Consider the following 18,598-nt stretch of genomic DNA (forward strand, 5'->3'; position numbering starts at 1 on the left):
GATTTACGATTTACGATTTACGATTTACGATTTGCGATTTACGATTTGCGATTGCCGGGCGAGAGGATTGAGCGAGACGTTTCTTGTTGACGAGTGAAAAAATTATTGGTTAGGTTGGTTTTTGTTTGATAGTTTTGTTTTGGATTGTCATTTTAAAATACTGTTTTTATGACGGAAGATGAACTAAAGAAACGCTTGAAGGACTGGGCGGTGGCGGTCGTCCTGTTCACGCGGCAGTTTCCCAAAGAGCCGGAGTTTAAGGCTGTCCGGGGGCAGTTGGTGCGGTCGGCGCCTTCGGCGGCTGCCAATTATCGAGCGGCGTGCAGGGGCAAGTCCACGCCCGACTTTATCAACAAACTCAAGACCGTCGAAGAAGAACTGGACGAGTCCATGTTCTGGCTCGAGTTCGCCGTCGCCCTGTCTGCCGAACTCCGCCCCCCCGTGGTACCGCTCTACAAAGAAGCCGACGAACTGCTCGCCATCATCGTCGCATCCATCAAAACCTCCCGCGCCAAACCAGCCTCCCCCAAACCCTCCAAGCCCCCCAAACCGCCCAAAAACAACGACCCCTAAATGCCCCCCTTCGGCCCTCTCGCTCGGCAATCGTAAATCGTCAATCGTCAATCCAAAAATCCCTTCGGCCCTCTCGCTCGGCAATCGTAAATCGTCAATCGTCAATCGTCAATCGTCAATCGTCAATCGTAAATCGTCAATCCAAAAATCCCTTCGGCCCTCTCGCTCGGCAATCGTAAATCGTCAATCGTCAATCGTCAATCCAAAAATCCCTTCGGCCCTCTCGCTCGTAAATCGTAAATCGTAAATCGTAAATCCAAAAATCCCTTCGGCCCTCTCGCTCGTCAATCGTAAATCGTCAATCGTCAATCGTAAATCGTCAATCCAAAAATCCCTTCGGCCCTCTCGCTCGTCAATCGTCAATCGTAAATCGTAAATCGTCAATCGTAAATCGTCAATCGTCAATCGTAAATCGTAAATCGTCAATCCAAAAATCCCTTCGGCCCTCTCGCTCGTCAATCGTCAATCGTAAATCGTCAATCGTAAATCGTCAATCGTAAATCCAAAAATCCCTTCGGCCCTCTCGCTCGGCAATCGTAAATCGTCAATCGTAAATCCAAAAATCATCTTGGGTTCAGCCGCAAATACACCCGCTTCTTCGCCCGCGTGATCGCCGTGTAGCTCCAGCGGTAAAACTCGGCGCTGTCGCGGGTCATCTGGGCGCACATGTCCACATAAGCGAAGTCCCACTCGCCGCCCTGCGCCTTGTGGCAAGTGATGGCATAGCCGAATCGGCAACGCAAGGCGTTGGCGTACAGGTCGGTGCGGGCATACTGCTTGCGCAGGCTCTTGAAGCGTTCCCGGTCTTGGTAGTACAGTGCCCGGTTGGCCTCGAAGAAGCGGTCGTAGGCGATGCGGTTGAGCAGGTACTGTGCCGCTGCCGGGAACGGCTGGTCGCCGCCGGCGAGCAGCCAGTTTTCCAGCACCTTGACGGCCAGTTGGCGCACCTGCCCGTCGCCCGTGCGCACGGCCACCAGCGCGTCGCGGAAGTGGAACTCGCCGATCACCTCGCGCTCGGTGAACGCGAGCAGCGGGCACTCCACGGGCTTGAACGTGCTCCGGGCTGCGCGTACGGTGCGCTTTTCCAGCGCTCCCGTCTGCACCACCTGCACCAGTTCGCCGTTGGTGAGCGGCGTCTCCAGGCCGTACAGGTTGTTGGTCACCAGCAGGAAGTCGCCCGCCGCCACGCGGTCTTGGGCCTCCGGGAAATAGCGTGCCCGCACCTCGCGGTTGTAGGCGCGGATGGCCTCGTTGCTGTGCGCCAGAATGATCTGGCGGCCCGACGGGCGCTCGGGGCTGCGCTCGAAGTACTTGTCGAGCAGCAGCGAGCCGTTGCAGAGGCGCACCTCGCGGACGCGCTCCAGCGGCAGCCGGGGTTGGAAGTCGCGCCCAGCGATGGCCTCGCGCATGGCGTGCGCCACGGTCAGGATACCGTTGTCGGCCTGCTGGCGCACCACGGTCGTCAGTTCGGCTACGGCCACCGGTCGCCGGGTCAGCCGCCGCAGGTTGGCATCCGACAGCGCCGGCGAATAGCGCATGCCCACGGGCGGCAGCTGTGCCGGGTCGCCCACGAACACGATGCGGGTGCCGGGAAAGCGGTCGAGCTGCAAAAAAAGCAGCAGGTCGGTCAGCAGCTGGCCGCTGCCAAAGCGCATGTCCGCCCCTTCAGGCGTGAAATCGGCCAGCAGCGACGACTCGTCCACCACCAGCACCGGAGCATCGCCAAAGTGCTCCGGCCGGCCCATCAAGCGGTGCTCGCCGTCGGCGTACTCGTACAACAGGCGGTGGAGCGTCAGCACCTCCGTGCCGGTGCGGTATTGCAGCACCTTGGCAGCCCGATTGGTGGGCGCCGCAAACAACACCGTGCGCTCGGCAGCGCGCAGCCATGCCGCTACGCCCTGCATGAGGAAGGTCTTGCCCGTGCCGGCATAACCCCGCAGGACGAACACCTGGGCCGCATCGGGGCCGTCGGCAGCCATGAACGCTTGCAGGGCCTCGAGGGCCGAACGCTGGTCTGCCGTGAGGGCGGTAGTGGCGGGGAAGTGGGCGAGGAGCGACATGGTGGGATTTACGATTTAGCGATTTACGATTTGGGATTTACGATTTACGATTTGGGATTTACGATTTACGATTTGGGATTTACGATTTGGGATTTACGATTTACGATTTGGGATTTACGATTTGCGATTTACGATTTGGGATTTACGATTTACGATTTGGGATTTACGATTTACGATTGACGAGCGTGGGGCTGAGCGAGACTTGGCGATTTGCGATTTTGGATTTACGATTACTGAACGTGGGTATCGGTACATTACTGGATATTTTTGAGGCTTTGTTGCATGAACATTTTTTCTTTGGATAATTGGCAATTTGAATTTTTAAAATTTATTAATTGACTAAAATTTTGAAATTTATTTGGAACAAAACAATATGGCCAAATTTTATTTATTCATGCAACAAAGCCTATTTTTGAAAATGACAGTAAAAATGTATGGTAGTGTGGGTTATCGGTCGCGCTCGGCAATCGTAAATCATAAATCGTAAATCGTAAATCGTTCAAGTCGCGCTCGGCAATCGTAAATCATAAATCGTAAATCGTAAATCGTTCAAGTCGCGCTCGGCAATCGTAAATCATAAATCGTAAATCGTTCAAGTCGCGCTCGGCAATCGTAAATCATAAATCGTAAATCGCAAATCGTAAATCGCAAATCGTTCAATCCAGCAGGGCGGTTTTGGTGCGCAGGAGTTGTACTTGGTCGTTGGTGTAGGCTTCGCGGACGATGCGCTCGGCCAATAGGCGGGCATCGGCCTCTGCGTGGGCACGCTGGTCGGCGGGAATGCTGTCGAGAATGAGGTCGCGGAGGAGGGCGATGGCACCGCTCATCACGGCTTGTTCCGAGTAGAAACAACAGTGGTAGTCGCGGTGGGCCAAGAGGCGGCGCTGGCCGTCGGCCGAGTAGATGTGGATGGCGTTGAGGAAGACGCGAGCGTAGCCGATGCCGATGTCGGTTCGGATGGCGATGGCGGCGGTCAGCCGTGCCGTGCTGAAGTAGGTGTTGCCGGCCGCACTGGTGTAGCCAGTGCCGACGAAAGCATTTTGGTCGGGACGGTAGGTCACGGCATTGGTCATGCCGGGCACTACGGCGGCCAAGCGCTGCGCCGTTTGCGCTTCGTCCGATGGCTGGCCCGCCAGCAAGCCGCGCACGCGGCCCAGAGCCTGGCGCTCGGCGCTCGTCAGGTCGGCTGCGCCGCCGAACTGGTCGGCCAGCAGCTGCTGCGCACTTGCAGCACCCGAGGGGAGTGGGAGCCGGGCAGGGTTGAAGACAGGAAAGTAAGCCATAGCAAAGCAAAGTTTGAGCGTGAACAATGGGTCGCGGCCCGGTGCCGCGGGCATCTGGCGGATGCTCACAGCGCGGTGCACGGGCAGCGATTTTTTCATTTTTCGCGTGTGCCGCCCGTGGCGATGTCACTTTTTTTGCTTTGCCGAGAAAAAAACTTCTCCGGCGATGTTGATGAACAACGAGGCGCTAAACCCGTGGGGGAAGGCTTGGAGTTCCCGGGTGCGCGATTTTTTTTTTCGCTCCCCCCGATTGCCTCCCGCGTTCAACGGTGCAAAGGTGGCGGCCCGAAATGCAGCCTATTTGCATCGGGGAAAATTTTTGAAAAAAAAATCAGCCCCCCTGAACTGGACGCAAAAACAGCTCGAAATTGTCCGGCGAGACGACCATGGTGTCCACCGGATGGTAGGCCTCTATGAAAGCGGTGGAGAACCGAGCGGAGGCCTTGGGATTCCATTTGAACTCCCAAGCCCGGAACTGGCCGTCGGCCTCCTCGATGTAGTCAATCTCTTGTTGTGCCTTGGTGCGCCAGAAATAGCGTTTGCCGTGCCGGTCGAAGTACTGGTTGATTTTCCAGCGTTCGCTGATCAGGAAGTTTTCCCACAAAGCGCCGACATCTTGCCGGAGCGCCAGCGGGCTGAAGTTCTCGAGCACGGCGTTTCGGATGCCGTTGTCATAGAAATATACCTTCCGGTTGCTACTGATTTCATTGCGCAGGTTGCGGCTTAGGGGCATCAAACGGAACACGATATAGGATTTTTCCAGCAGGTCCAGGTAGTTGGAAACCGTGTTCTTGTCCACCCCGAGCAGCTGCGACAGCTCGTTGTACGACACTTCCGCGCCCAACTGGAGTGCCAGTGCCTGGAGCAACTGCCCCAGTAGCTCCGGCTTCCGCACCCCGCGAAACTCGAATACGTCTTTGTACAGGTAACTGCCCGACAAAGACAGCAGCACCTCGCGTTCGCTGCCGGCCTGATTGATGACCTCTGGGTACATGCCGTAGATCAGGCGGGTTTCCAATTGCTCGCGCACGGCCAACGGGGAGGTGTCGGCCTCCAGTTCGGCCCACGCGATCGGGTACAGGAAGTGCTCCCATTTTCGTCCAGTGAGCGGCTCGTTGATTTCATTGGCCAGTTCGAAGGCCGATGAACCCGTGGCCACCACCTGTACCTCCGGCAATTCGTCGGTGAACAATTTCAACGTCAGCCCAATATTTTTGATGCGCTGCGCTTCGTCAATGATCACCACGCGGGCATTGCCGGTCAGTTGCCGCAACACCGGCACCGAAGCATCCGTCAACTGGCGCCGCACCTCGGGGCGGTCGGCATTCAGAAACACCGATTGGTCGGCCCACTCGGCCATCAACTGCCGTACCAGCGAGGTTTTCCCGGTTTGCCGGGCACCCAAAACGATCAGTGCCTTGCCCCGAAACATACGGGCACGCAAGCGATCCAATAGAAAACGTACAATCATAACTGCTTTTTGTGTTTTCGTTCACCAAAAGTATGGCTTTTTGGTGAACAGGGGCGGGTGGGGACAGATTTTTTTGTTCGGAGCGTGGACCTAGTGCCGCGGGCGCGGTGCATGGGCAGCGAGTTTTCTTCGCTCGGATTGCTTCCTGGCGTTCAACGGAGCAAAGGTGTGGTGCCGACAGGCAGCCTATTTTGCATCGGGGAAAATTTTTATGGTTTTGACAATTTAGGAATCCGATTCCTAAATCGTCAAACTTTCGTCCAATCGGCATTCGCTCGGTGTCGGAATTGCACTAGCATTTCACTCGAGGAGCCTAGGCCGACTTTTTCAAGGGCCTCCGGGCATTCAACGAGGCCTCGGGCAACGCCCCCGCGCTGTCGGCCCTCATCTATGGGGGGGGGCGAGTCGTCGTACACGCATCCGCAAGGCGGACGTGTGCGCGCGTGGTTCGATCTGTCGGAGTTTTCGCCGTGCCGGAATCGTAAAAAACCGGCGCGCCGTTTTGGGAGCGGCGTGCCGGGGTATGTTGTAATCTAGTGGTGTCAACGGAAACTGGTGGAGGGATTTTGAATTTTACGATTTTGGATTTACGATTTACGATTTACGATTTACGATTTACGATTTACGATTTAGATTGCCGAGCGAGACGGCCGAGCGAGCAAGAGGCGATTTACGATTGGACGGCGGGGTACTGCCGGAAGCGGACAAAAACAAACTGGGTGGTTTTGCGGCCGTCTTTTTCTTCGATGACCTGGCGTCGGGTGGTGCTGCAGTAAACGGGGAGGCCGCGCCGCTGCAAGCGGGCCGTAAGCGCAACCGTGAACGACATCTCGCCCATCAGGTGTACCGCTGGTGCCGCTGCCCCTTGCAAGCGCTCGGCCACTAAGGCTTCATACTGGGCAGCCATCTGCTCCACCTCGGCGGTGTCGCAGTCGGGATCAATAGCCGGAAAAGGCAGGTCGGCGATCTCGCCAAATTGCCCGCGGGCCGCTGCTTGCTGGTTGTCGGGCCAGAGGGGGGAAGGGTGGTTGGAAAGGTTGAGGAGCATGGGTGGTTATTGTAAATTTATCTGTATAAGATGTTGATATAGGGTGCTAAGTTCATCCTTAAGCGTTGAAGGCATAGCATACCCTGTTTTGAATCCGCAATGATTGATGTCGTTTCGCAGACCGTCATGTCCAATAAGTCTTTTATAAAGATCAACCAAACCCGGGTGCCGTTGAACGTAGTCAAACAGTTGTGTATATTCGTCATTGGGAATCGTCTCATCAGATCGTAGCCGTAGCCTGTCGGGTTTAATGCCGTTTAAGGCAGCGCCGGCATTCGTACGATATTTGCGTTCGGTAAGATATGCCGAAGAAAGTACGCGTTCAAGTACTATGCTGACCATCGTTTCCTGCAGAAAGGTGTACCCTTGCTGAATAAGACCGTTATCGATACACCATTTAACCGCGTTGAGGCCGTTTTGCAGGTTATCACTTGAAAATGGGGACAGCTTTTCCTGGATTTTTTCCAGAAGCGGTCGCAACTGAGCCGCAATCGGAAGGGTCAGACTGCTATCGACAAGCGTTTTAAAAGAGGATATATCAATATCCTTGGTTATCTGCAAACCTCGGCAGGTCAGGATAGCCGGTGCGAACAACCGTAAATTTCGACTAATCTCCGGATTATTCTGCTCCGTCAGCGAAGCGATTGGTTCGGCATTTCCACCTTGCAAAAAAGCCCGCGCGGCAGCCGTCCACTCCTGTAATTGAGCAAAGGGCGTTAAATCTAGTACCGGGGCGTTCACTACTTCACCCGGTCGCTGGTTATTTCGGCCCGCCTCGTAATTTCCATAAAATATTCGCCTTATCTTGACTTGCTGCAAGGTGCGAACGTAATCCAACAGCACCATACCAAGCATTGGCAAGGAGCGAAAACCATAGGTAATATCAAAATATAATTCGTCCCCTTCCGCAATACTTTGAAAAACAGTCTGAAAAACGGCCCAGATTTCTTCTTCAGTGTTTCCATTCGGAATATTGACGGCAGAAAATAATCCGATACGCCCTTGCTGACTCAGACGTTGCAGAATTTGCTCCAGCCCTTTTCCTTCGAGCAGACCCTCTCCCCGGGTAATTCTGTTCTGATAATTGTAATGCAGAGCCTGTTCCGTAGTAAAAATTATTACCGCATCGGTTGGCTGCCAATCGGTTAGCACTTTTTCAAAAATAGCCTCTTGAACATATACGGTCGGCTGTGATAACAAAGCGGTATTGTTATCAAAAAAATACCGCGCAGGCTCGTATGGAATGGCGCCGAGGAAGGAGATGAATTTTCGTGGCATGGCAAGATATGATTGTTGATTTGAATTTTGAACGCATAGCGCTCAAGATTGGAGGCATAAATGTTACTCAAGAAAATAGTTAGTAGACCATGCTCTGTGATGATTTGAACTGAAGGAAAAACTCAGCCTTGAAAATGCTTCTGTATCTCTGAGCCAATAAAAAGTTCAATTTTCAATGACTTGCACTTGTCAGTCAAGATTTGGCGGAAGTCTGGGTCTTCTTTTTTTTGGATAGGAGGGAAAAAACTGCTTGCTACGCACAAAATTTTCTTGCTGAATATGCCACCAAGGTAATCGGCCCTTTGGACAAAGGATTCAAGGTGCTCCAACTTATTTGCCCCTGTGAAACTCCCTTTACAAGAAATACAAGCCAGACCTTTTTCTTTTCTATCAACACAGATGATATCCACCTCTCCAAAGGATACCGGGTCGCCGACAGGCTCCACATTGCTAAGCGGTGCTGCATAGCGATTGGAGTGATTCACAAGGTCATAAACGTAATACTCAAAGGGAAAACCGTCCAAATAGGCTAGCATCTGTTCTTTATGATCCTTTTTCTCTCTTGCGTCCTTGTGCAAGTCACGGAAAGGCAGCTCATAAGTACCATTATGGCGTTTAAGGTAGCCCAAGGCGACTGCCTGGTGCAAAAAGGCCTCAATGGCAGGGTTCGGTGAGGCCGGCAAAGGTTTACCAGGTTGAGCAGACTTTCTAATTTCTTGGATAAACCTATGGAATTTAAACTGCTGGCTTTGTACCAATGAAAAAGCCGTTTTCCCAAATGCAATTTCTGCATCTGTTCTTGGTTGGGAGCGCCAGTGCTTGCCCAATGACTTGCCATAGGCCTCCAAGATCACTTCCACATCCAGCAAGTCGAAGATCGGGCCTATATCAATCTTTTCTTGCTTATGGCTGGTGCCTCCCGGCACGATAATGCCGGCTTGGGTATCACAGTAGTAAGTAGAAAGACACCTATCCTTAGCTACCAGATAGGCGCCAACGGACATCATTTTTGTTGCGCCTGTGAAGTTGAGGCATAGGTCAGGATATTTATCGGCGTACTTGATCGCCAGCGATTGCGCCTCCTGCACATCGGGAGTTGAGGACGTTGCCTCCTGATATCCAATAAACTCTATCTTTCGAAGATCAGGATGCTTTTTCCTGAGTTTTTCGTAGGCATTTTTTATCCATTCGGCTGTATTCAAAAAACCACCTTTGCTTGCAACCGACACCACTCGCTCCGGCTGGAGCGCGATAATCGGTAGCAGGTTCTGAAGGGTCTGAGCGCTGAGAAGTTGGAGGAGGGTCATGGTTGGTTAGTCTTTGGTGTATATGTTGGGTTTTACTGCTTCGGAGGGGGGGGGGGAGGATGGGGCGGTATTTATATTCATTCGTTATTTGCTCATTGACATTCCGCTCAATTTCCATGTAGCGTGTCCTGTTTTCCCAAGAAACCCTCCCTGGCATCTGTTCTAAAGTAAGCATATGTTTGAGCTCTTTCATTCGAGCATCTTTCTCCCAATAGGAGTTAGAATCATCTATCTGCTGTTGAGTATGCTTTGCAATATATTTGGCAAAAGCGTCTTCATATGGAGTCATCTTCTCAACAAGTTCTTCTGCGGCAGACCAGGTAGCCTCTGAGTCAAAAACTTCAGCATAACGTGCCTTTCGATTGATTAACGTAAGATTAGGGACGATCTGGATTGATCCCAGTCCAAGCGGTTTTCCTAAACCAAGCTTATGCCCACATCCTTGGGGTAAATCCAATGAAAGCAAAAGCGCTCCAAGCTCCTGTCTGGTAAGATTCTCGAATCGGATTTTACCCCCAAAAACACTTCCCTGTGAAACCGGATTGATTGGGGGATGGTGACTTTTTGTGATCTCCTTTTTTGTTTCTATCCAAGTATGGGGATCACGTAGATCACTACTCGTTTTGCGGTGCCAATAATTTTTGAAACCTCTAATAGGAACTCCTGCATCCGACCATTTTTTCGGTGATACGCCCTTTTGTTGTTCAAGATAATGTTGGTAGGTAGTTGGTTTTGGTGAGGAAAGTATCTTCGGGTGTTTCGCTTCATCCAGTACTGTTTGCACTTCTGAAAGCGGATGCAGGTCTTCAAAAAACACCTTGCTGGCGTGCTCCGTTGTTCCGAAAATAGACGCGGCAAAATCAAATCCATTCGTTAGTTTAGTCTGATGGACATGGTCAGAAACGGATGAGGAGTACGGCATCCTGTGATACTTGGCGTGGCCAATAGAGTAAACTGTACCATTATCATTTAGACGATAGAATACCGGGATACCTAATTCTTTTGGAATCTCAATAGTTTCCCTGTTGATTTTTTCTCCTATTGAGTTTAGAATCAAACCTTTTCTCAAAGATTTTATCAGGTCAATCGCTTGCTCGCTCCTCGTATTATCGGATTGATAACTTTTAATCACGCGACTTGGTACTGGTTTCTCTATCCCCTCGGATATATTAATCTTCCATACAATAAGACGATGGCCAAACTTTCCGGTAGAAAAGGTGCAGGCATCGTTGCTAAATTTGTACTTATAGGCTTGGCGTATGTCTGAACTGGGTTCTTGCTTAGCATTTCCTGGAAAAATCAAGTATCCCCCATTCATGTATCTCATGAAACCAGCATATACTTTATCACCATCATCAGTGAGCGTTGAACGACGATAAAAGACTTTGTCCTCAAATATGGTTAAGGCAGAATATGAAGCAATTTCTAGTATGTGCCTTGTCAGGCCTCTTATTGAGCTTCCTGGAATGTATAGATTTTCGTTTGCTCTGAAAAATTCACCATCATGCCCTTTGATGAAAAGCGGCGAAAGCGCTTTGACTTCTAACTCAATATACCCCGACAATCTCCCCTCTGCAAAAGAGTCAAACCCAACCCCAGTTTCGGCGGGTACCACGATATCATTCAGTGGCACAAAATTATATGGCGCCCGAGCAGGTTCATTTTGTCGTCCGCCGCCGCCTTGATTGCCTCGGTTGCCTTGTTGCTGATACTTACCGTGGCGTTCATTTCCGTAATGTTTTTGATACTTTGCCATATCCTGCTGCTGTGTTTGTTGTTTGGTGTAATCTTTGCCATTGAAGCGAATGACCTTGACCGGCCCTCCCGAATTGTCAAATTCAACTTCCTGACCGTTCATGTCATCGGTAAGTCCAAAATCACCTGTTACAGGGAGCGTCTTCTCCCCTGCCAGTTGCCAGCCTTTGCCTTGCTTGATCAATTTTGCGGTTTTCATGGTTGGTTTATGTTAAAAGGTTGAAATTTCACAAAGCGGCTGTCCACATAGCCGGCCTGCTGGGTGGCGGCATCGTAATCTATATAGTTGCGGGTGACAACCGCTAAGTCAGAAACTGCAAGGTCGGCATGAGCTTTCTGAAGGAGTTTTCCGACTACTCCCCGCAACATCATAGAAGCATCGACTATTTCCTGACCTTCTCCCGGAGCGTCAGTCCGCAATCGCCCCTGTATGTTGCCGCCGGTTTTCCAAAAATGGAACTCCTTTGCCTCATTGAATGCACGTACCCTGAAGAGGTGCTCGTCTCCGCTGACCGGCTGAATATCGTTCAGCCATGTAGTGTTCCCGCCTTCAATGACTCCGGTAAAGATTGCATGGTGCTGCCAAAGTACGATATAGCCCTCCGAAAGTTGTTGAGCAATGGCATCGGCACCCTCCCAACCAACTGGAATGGAAGCAGAGGCTATTTTTTTGATAGAATATACAGGTGTGAGTAACTGGCTCATGTTGTGGCAGGTTGATGGTTGACAAGTTTGTTCAGGGCTGCGGCGCTACCTTTGATGAATTCCAATTCGGGGCCTTGGCCTTTACGCTGGAAGATGGCTACTTTTTGGCCATCGTTCCAGACTTCGGCACTCAGACCCATCAGGATGCCCCGGCCCACATTTTTCTCCCCACCAATGGCGAGGTCTTCGAGCCAGAGGTCTTTGAGCAGCATGAGCAGGAGTTTTTTCTCTTCCTCGGTGGCACCTTTCAGTATAGTGAAGGTCAGCTTAATCTGTTCTCGGCCTGTAGTCCAGACTGGCTCGGAGTTAAACAGCTCTCCATCAATCACGCCGCCGGTAAAGCGGTCTATGCGGATGCGGTTTTGCACCATGGGTTCAACCTCCTCTTCCTGAAACTGAAACTCCTCCACCCGCAAACGGCTGCGAATCTGGGTTTTCTCATCTTCGCTGACATGGCCAAACAAATCAAACGGAGCAGCCTCATCGCTGCCCATGATTTTCCAAATTTTCACTGCCCGGTGCCGGATGGCTCCTCGGATAGATTTACCTGGCAGCACATGCTGCTTTCTGCTCTTGAGTTGGCTCTTGTCAGGCTCATTGCCGTTGATGCCGTAGGCCCCGATCATGAGGCTGGATTTCAGACGGAAAGTCGCTTCGATGGAAAAAGAGCCTTTGCCAAGCTGCTTAGGCATAGCCTCGATGGCCATTTCAGGAATGGAAATGGTGCTCTTATCCAGATACTCGAACCATTCCTCTGCCTTCTCTGGAAATTGGAAGTGGAAGGCTTGGAAGCCAGTACACGTCACCTTGCCGAAACCTGTGTTAGTATTGGCACCGATGCGAAAATGCGGGCTTTCGATGGATGCCTTTATTCCTTTAACGAAATCCTCCCAGCCGGTCTCCATGCTCGCGCGCAAGGTAATTTCTGCCCGAAAGGGGAAATTTAGACCCGGCTCTACGATCTGGTAGTCATATTTTTTCTTGTCTTCGGCGGTGCCTTTTTCGTGGTCGATTTTGACCCCATCCCGCATCACAATGTCTTTAGGGTTATAGGGTGACTCGGGAATCAAATCATCAAAGCGGATATGGCTTTGTAGCGGATGCAGTTCGCTTTTGCCTGTTTTCTCGTTTCGGCCCGTTTTACCCCAGAAATAGCCATCCTGCCCGCCGCTGAAGCTCCGCAGGCAGCCCGCGATGGAGGATGCAGGAATGTAAGGCTTGCCATCCGGCAGCCGCATCACCTCGATATCCACGGCATCACCGCCACCGCGCCCAATTAGGAGTGGAGATTCGTTGGTCAGCGTCGCCCGTAAAATGACCTTGCCGATGACTCGGTCGTCGTATCTGTTATTATTTGCCATCTGATTTGTTCTTTTTGCGGAGAGTTTGGAAGAAGGTGATCCAGTAGATGCGGGTAAGTTCAAAAGGCAACTCACCCAGCCCAGTTTTTGCGAATTTTGCCTTAACCCCTGTCTCTTTTAACTCTTTATCTGATACCTCGTGAAGTATTTCTGCATTTAATAATTTCTCGGCTGCCGGTTTTCCACTAGAATTGGCCCTGAAAAGAGCGTTAATCCAATCATCGACGTATTCCTGAGAAGTTGCTCGTTGAAATACAGCTTCGACTCTTCCTATTAGATGATTTTTTATGCCCTTGTATGACTTTTGGGCCGCCTTAATAGCCTTTGTTTTCACTTCAATCTGCTTTTCCTCGGCTTTATATTTGTTTTGAATTTCAACCAGTATTGCATTTGCAAACTTTACATTCTGATTTTGTTGTTCTTGAGTACTCATTTCATTTATATCCGAAGGTTTTCCAATCTCATATTTCGCCCCCGGATTGTATAACTCAAAAACCACTCTCCCAAAGCCTTGTTCAGCCCACTCTCCAAGGTGAGTTGGAATATTTTCAATCTTTGGCAGATGTACCAGAAAAGAGCTGCCCTCTTTGAAAGCAGGCATTTTTTCCGATTTGGCTTGCCAAACAGCATTGAATTGCTCCACATTGGTAAAGGCGACTGCGGCATTCTCGATCTTTACTTGTCCTTCTTCCAATCCCCAATTTTTTGAAAGATATTTCTCCAACTCCCCAACGGTTGGGCTGGGGAAGCCCCATTCATTGAGCAGAATCAGGGGGCTTTGCAAGATCAGTACATATTCCCCCGGAGACAATTGCTTTGTATTATTTACCTGGCCATTAGGCTCAAGCGATACCTCAATAAATCCATACTGAGCAGAACGACTTCGTCCCAGACGCGCCTTAAACGAAGCCGGAAAAGCCGCGAGGAGCTTGCTCAGAGAGCCTGGTTCGCCGGCAATGCACCCTTGAAAAGTCTGCCCCTCGTTCAAGGACTCGTAGTAGAATATGCCGCCCTCTGCATCCAATTCTGTATTTCGGCCCGCTGCCCTGTTCGGTCGGCTGTTGTGGAAGTTGAAGGTGGTTTTGGGGGTATAGCCATCTTTTAGAATAATTCCGTTTTGGATTTGGCCAATGCCCTTTATGGATTTGGTAATCTCTCCGTCGTTTTCGTTTTTTGCAAATACCGAAATAGGTTTTTTTTGAGAATATCGTTTATATTCATGTAAGTGAAGGGGAATGGTTTTGCCCTGTTTAAATCCCAGGTCTCCAAACTTTATCTTGCCTGAAACAAACAATTCTTGAAAATCTGGATCGTGGTGGGCCTTTCCGTAGGCTAAACCTCGGCTGCGCATGTAGGCGTTGGCTAAAAGGCCACGGAGTTGATTGCCGGATATGTATTTGCGGGTAAATACGGTATTCTGTTCTCCCTGAAGGTCAGCCAGGACTACCGGAGAAAGGGTGCTGATAGATACTATAACTGCTTCAAATGTTGCCGGATGTCTTTCCGACTGTTCTGCCGGTACATGCGTATCCGCTTTTATGGGCTCAAGCTGGCATTTTATCTTTCCGAAGCCTCGGTTACGCCGCGTACCAGCATGCCGCAAGTTAAGTACTGCATATTTCAGGTATTTCTCCTCCTCCTGAGTAAGCACATCTGTTAATGTCAGGGGAGCCACGAAGGTGTAGCCTGGCTTAATCACTCGGTAATTGCGCAGACTACGCTTCTTAGCGACACCATCAATTTCATCCCTTTTTCCCTCCTTACCAATGGCCGTTTGCTGGACTTCAGTCGTAAAATAGGACTTTATGAAATTGGGCTGCAAGAGACCATCTTTCGGGACATCCATTATTTCCTCAACAATTTGATTCCATCCATCAAGCATGAGATTGTGGAAAAGCAGTTTTCCTTGATATGTTTCGGTTCCTGGATATCCAAAAAGGCTGGAAACCGTAGCGTCAACTTCTTGCTTGGGTTTACCAAAGATTTCCAGGACTTCTTCCAGGCTTTCTTTAAGCATTCCTTTAACACGCCGTGCTGGGATCATAGGGAAGCCAGTTAGGTGAAAAACTACATCAGCGTCTATAAGCGCTGCGCCTTCGCCGGAACCGGTGAGCAAGTAAGATTCAGTCGTTATTTTGAAAATATAGCTCATAGCAACAAACTTTCAGGGTAAAAATCCAATAGTTCGATCATATCGTAGTAGGGTGTTTTATCTCCATCCCAAAGTTTTTCCTTGCCATTCGGCAGTTTCAGACCTCTGGCCTGGAGCTCGTTCAGGAAATAAGTTTGATAGGCTTCATCCCGGCGAAGCGCATCGCGCAAGTCCTTGATCTTGTTGCGAGGCCACTTCTCATACCCACCTGATCCTTTTTGGAAGCGTATCATTCCTTCCAAGAGCGCCTTCATGCTAGAATCACCCCTATCCACACAGTACGGACCGTTCTTTAGTGTTCCTTTGCCAGCAACAGTAAATTGATCTTTAATAATTTCATCTAATGATCCGGAGAACCCGCCTGTAGAAATCATGTAGTCGAGCCATGAATCATTATGTTCTCGGCTTGCCTTTTTTGCTCGCCCGATTAAGTCCTCAGCGAGTTGGTAGGCCTTATAAAATGGATACTTGGTATGGACAATTGCGACGCCGGCACAGGCGGAAATATGTTTTTCATTAATAGGTGTTTCTGCCATGTACTCCAGTAGCTTTTCTGCGAGATGAACGCCCAATCTGCCTTCGCAGACAAAGGTGATATCGTCGCCGCCAAGGATAAGAGGTCGGATGGGCAGAATCCTTCTTTCGCCCTCTAAATCAAGTTCCCAGTCCGCTAATGGGCCATTTTGACTGAATCTCTCTACAAGATAGGAGATCAGTTTCTCCATTACTTTATCCGCAAATTTTGCTACACCTGCTGAAAGCTTACGGGTTTCGGCCAAGCTATTACAAGCAATAAATCGTTGCCCCATTCCATTGCCATCAGCATGGACGATTGCGATATAGCCCTTGTCATCTGGCTGGCCAAACCTTTCCAATTCATCGGTAAAAGTGAAATCCTCTCTTATTTGAGCCGAGAATTTCTCCTTCAGTGAGTTATGAGCATCCTTGACAAATCCTACTCTTGATTGGGCCATTTTAGAAATGAAACTTCTAGATTGTATGTCGATTGTCTCCTGTGCTTCATTCGTCCAAGGACAGTCCTCCACGATACCATGCTTAAGAGGCAGCACCTGAACTGTCGAAAAATTTCTGTTTTGAATGAGACTTTTATGTAACCCTCTTTGATGGCGTTTGTACTCCTCTCCTTCCCGATAGTCGAAACCGTCGTGCAAACCAAAAGCTAGTTTGATACCCGGAAAATGAGCCAGAATGAGTCTTGAGTACGATTTAATAAATGCATCTGCGTCTGATCTATTCCTGAAAATCAATAGAGCATTCCCCCCGCCGATATAGCCGATCTCGACCTTTTCGTCCAGGTATTTTTCCAGGCGGTATTCAGCGGGAGCATTTACCCAATTAAAAAGGTCAATCTCGTTTGCGATATTTGCCACTGCCAAACCTTCAGGGATCATCTTCCTATACACCAAATTCTCGATGATGTAAGAACCGCCAATATTTTCCTTGAGCTTGTTGCTTCCGAAAATATAATTCTGGATGGAAATCGTGTCTATTAATACAGCAACTGGCATACCTATATAATTTTAAATTTTGCATAATCTGCCCCAGCCAAAAACATCGGCGTAATAACTTCGCAGGTAAATGTGATACTATGCATATAAAAATGAGTGTTGGTGAATCAATCAGTGAAGGGTGGGCGTTTAGTCCCCCGCGCTGCCCGGCAGTACGGCTCCCGGTTCGTCGTTTTTGGCATATTGGGGTAGTCTATCCCTCCCCACCATCCCAAACCCCAGCGCCGCTCCCTTTCCCAGTCCGATATACTCCGGCAGCCAGATGTTGGTGCGAAACCGCACGTCGAAGGCGCTGAGGCGGTTGCCTTTGTAGTCCATGAGTCGCAGGGGGCTGAGGTGGAGCAGTTCCACGCGCACTTCGCGGTCTATGAACCAGCCGAGGCCTTTGGCCATGCTGAGCAGGTTGCCGCGCAGGATGGTGGTCAGGAAGCGGCGGCGTTCGGCCTCGTCGGGCATGGCTTGGTAGGCGGCGTAGTTTTCGGCTTTCAGGGCCAACCAGTTGCTCAGGCGGTAGTGGAACAGTTTGTCCCAGGCTTGCAGCGTCACTTCGTTCATCTGCAGGCGTTCCACTTCGGGCGTCATGGTGCGGTCGCCGATGCGCAGGGTGCCGGGCCGCCCTTGGAAGAAGGCGTGCACCTCGTGCACCCCGTCTTCGAGGCACACCAAGCCGGCCTTGTTGCCGATGCGTTTGTACTGGATGAGCGGGTAGGCGTAGCGCAGGCCCTCGGCGGCGTGGTTGTGAAACAGCAGGTGCTCCCGGCCCGCGCGCTCGATGACGGCGCCCCGGAACTTGGGTATCTCCCGGAGGCTCAGCTCGTTCTTGAAGTGAATCGTCAGGTATTTTATTTTTTTCACGGCAGAGATAGTTAATTTTGCACAATCAAAACTTACATCACGATTATTGCACAAATAATCTGTATTTCAAACAATATTCGCCTATGTCACCAATTTGAGTTAGCCAAATACTGTGCCAACGCCCGATGGAATTTTAGGCGAAGGCAAAGGAAGCCCCTCGAAACGCAACCTATTTGCACTGCCTGAAAAAATTGATATGCCTACCAATAAGCATGCTTCTTTTCGATACAGAGTACTCAACGTGTGTTTCCGCAGGCCTCGTCGCTGGACGCTTGACGAGCTCGTCGCGGAAGTAAGTTCATGTTTGCACGAAGACTTTGGCACTTTGAATGGAGTCAGCAAGCGTACCGTTCAGTACGACATCAATTTGATGAAAAGCAGCCCTCCGCGTGGGTTTGATGCCCCTATCGTTTGTGAGGGAGGCAAATACACTTACGCGGACAGGAGCTTTTCCATCGAGCAGCGACCGCTGACGGAAAAGGATGTCATGGCCATCAAGGAGGCGCTGGCATTGTTGCGCCAGTTTAGTGGCTTACCGCATTTCAAATCGTTGATGGAGTCACTCCATAGGCTGGAAGGGAGGACGCAGTACCCTGACCATTCGGTGATACAATTTGAGACCAACGACCAAGTGGCTGGCACCAAGTGGCTGGGGGGGCTTTACGATGCCATACTCTCAAAAACAGTTTTGGAAATCGGTTATCAGCCATTCAATGTGGATGAACCTTATCAATTGGTGTTTCACCCATATCATTTGCGCGAATATCGAAACCGTTGGTTTGTTTTTGGATGGCATGATGCGCTCAAGACGATTCACACGCTGGCTTTGGATAGAATCATTGGTATCTCAAAATCCACAAAACGGTATCATTTCAATGGCGAATTTCATCCCCACGAGTATTTCAGAGACTTAATCGGCGTGACGAAACCGGAAGAAGGGGTTCCGGTGGAGGTAGTGTTCCGCGTCACTCGGTTGTTGTCAAAATACCTTGAGACAAAGCCGTTGCACCACTCGCAAACGTACAGAGGTGAGGAAAACGGGGAGATGGAATTTTCGATAAAAGTGATACCGAATTATGAGATGTATTCCGAGTTGGCTCGCTTCGGGAAATCCCTAGGGGTGGTGGCCCCTGAGGAAGTAAGGCAGTGCTTGCTCGAATTTTAGCGCATCTCACAAAAGTTGGGGCAACCCGTATTGACGGGATTGCCCCAACAAGTATA

The 18,598-nt window shown here is 50.3% G+C and carries 14 protein-coding genes; 2 read left to right on the plus strand and 12 right to left on the minus strand.

Annotated elements, in window-relative coordinates:
• The first annotated feature begins 168 nt into the window (after positions 1-168).
• Positions 169-573, plus strand: coding sequence for a four helix bundle protein (locus KIS77_22350; GenBank protein MCW5925074.1), 405 nt, complete (start codon positions 169-171; stop codon positions 571-573).
• 563 nt (positions 574-1,136) lie between these two features.
• Here the strand turns inward: KIS77_22350 and KIS77_22355 are convergent.
• The 12 genes from KIS77_22355 to KIS77_22410 all read right to left on the minus strand — a co-directional run bounded on the left by KIS77_22355 (position 1,137) and on the right by KIS77_22410 (position 17,377).
• A complete protein-coding gene (locus tag KIS77_22355) occupies positions 1,137-2,633 on the minus strand; it encodes an AAA family ATPase (GenBank protein ID MCW5925075.1) in 1,497 nt (498 codons plus the stop codon).
• A gap of 656 nt (positions 2,634-3,289) precedes the next feature.
• Positions 3,290-4,015, minus strand: coding sequence for a hypothetical protein (locus tag KIS77_22360; GenBank protein MCW5925076.1), 726 nt, complete (start codon positions 4,013-4,015; stop codon positions 3,290-3,292).
• Between the two features lie 232 nt (positions 4,016-4,247).
• Positions 4,248-5,387 (minus strand): ATP-binding protein, encoded by a 1,140-nt coding sequence (locus tag KIS77_22365; protein ID MCW5925077.1) that lies wholly within the window; start codon positions 5,385-5,387, stop codon positions 4,248-4,250.
• A gap of 670 nt (positions 5,388-6,057) precedes the next feature.
• Positions 6,058-6,435, minus strand: coding sequence for a CRISPR-associated protein (locus tag KIS77_22370; GenBank protein MCW5925078.1), 378 nt, complete (start codon positions 6,433-6,435; stop codon positions 6,058-6,060).
• Between the two features lie 6 nt (positions 6,436-6,441).
• Positions 6,442-7,713, minus strand: a complete 1,272-nt coding sequence (locus tag KIS77_22375) for a TIGR02221 family CRISPR-associated protein (GenBank protein MCW5925079.1) — start codon at positions 7,711-7,713, stop codon at positions 6,442-6,444.
• 122 nt (positions 7,714-7,835) lie between these two features.
• Positions 7,836-8,915 carry a hypothetical protein gene (locus KIS77_22380; GenBank protein ID MCW5925080.1) on the minus strand — a complete coding sequence of 360 codons (1,080 nt, stop codon included), beginning with the start codon at positions 8,913-8,915 and terminating at the stop codon, positions 7,836-7,838.
• The gene (locus KIS77_22385) at positions 8,857-10,974 is read right to left on the minus strand and encodes a TIGR03986 family CRISPR-associated RAMP protein (protein ID MCW5925081.1); all 2,118 of its coding nucleotides are present in this window, start codon (positions 10,972-10,974) and stop codon (positions 8,857-8,859) included. The genes KIS77_22380 and KIS77_22385 overlap by 59 nt, the downstream gene beginning before the upstream one ends.
• Positions 10,971-11,480: a hypothetical protein gene (locus KIS77_22390; GenBank protein ID MCW5925082.1), complete on the minus strand. Its 510-nt coding sequence runs from the start codon at positions 11,478-11,480 to the stop codon at positions 10,971-10,973. Before KIS77_22390 ends, KIS77_22385 begins: the two co-directional genes overlap by 4 nt.
• Entirely contained in the window at positions 11,477-12,841 is a 1,365-nt protein-coding gene (locus tag KIS77_22395; protein MCW5925083.1) for a hypothetical protein, read from the minus strand. The genes KIS77_22390 and KIS77_22395 overlap by 4 nt, the downstream gene beginning before the upstream one ends.
• Positions 12,831-14,993: a hypothetical protein gene (locus KIS77_22400; protein ID MCW5925084.1), complete on the minus strand. Its 2,163-nt coding sequence runs from the start codon at positions 14,991-14,993 to the stop codon at positions 12,831-12,833. Before KIS77_22400 ends, KIS77_22395 begins: the two co-directional genes overlap by 11 nt.
• On the minus strand, positions 14,990-16,522 hold the full coding sequence (locus tag KIS77_22405) for a hypothetical protein (GenBank protein MCW5925085.1): 1,533 nt from the start codon (positions 16,520-16,522) through the stop codon (positions 14,990-14,992). The genes KIS77_22400 and KIS77_22405 overlap by 4 nt, the downstream gene beginning before the upstream one ends.
• A 129-nt stretch (positions 16,523-16,651) precedes the next feature.
• Positions 16,652-17,377, minus strand: a complete 726-nt coding sequence (locus KIS77_22410) for a hypothetical protein (GenBank protein MCW5925086.1) — start codon at positions 17,375-17,377, stop codon at positions 16,652-16,654.
• Positions 17,378-17,573: 196 nt separating this feature from the next.
• Here KIS77_22410 and KIS77_22415 point away from each other — a divergent pair, with 196 nt between their 5' ends.
• Positions 17,574-18,542 (plus strand): WYL domain-containing protein, encoded by a 969-nt coding sequence (locus tag KIS77_22415; GenBank protein ID MCW5925087.1) that lies wholly within the window; start codon positions 17,574-17,576, stop codon positions 18,540-18,542.
• Positions 18,543-18,598: the final 56 nt, after the last annotated feature.

The sequence above is a fragment of the Saprospiraceae bacterium genome (assembly GCA_026129545.1).
GTDB lineage: Bacteria > Bacteroidota > Bacteroidia > Chitinophagales > Saprospiraceae > M3007.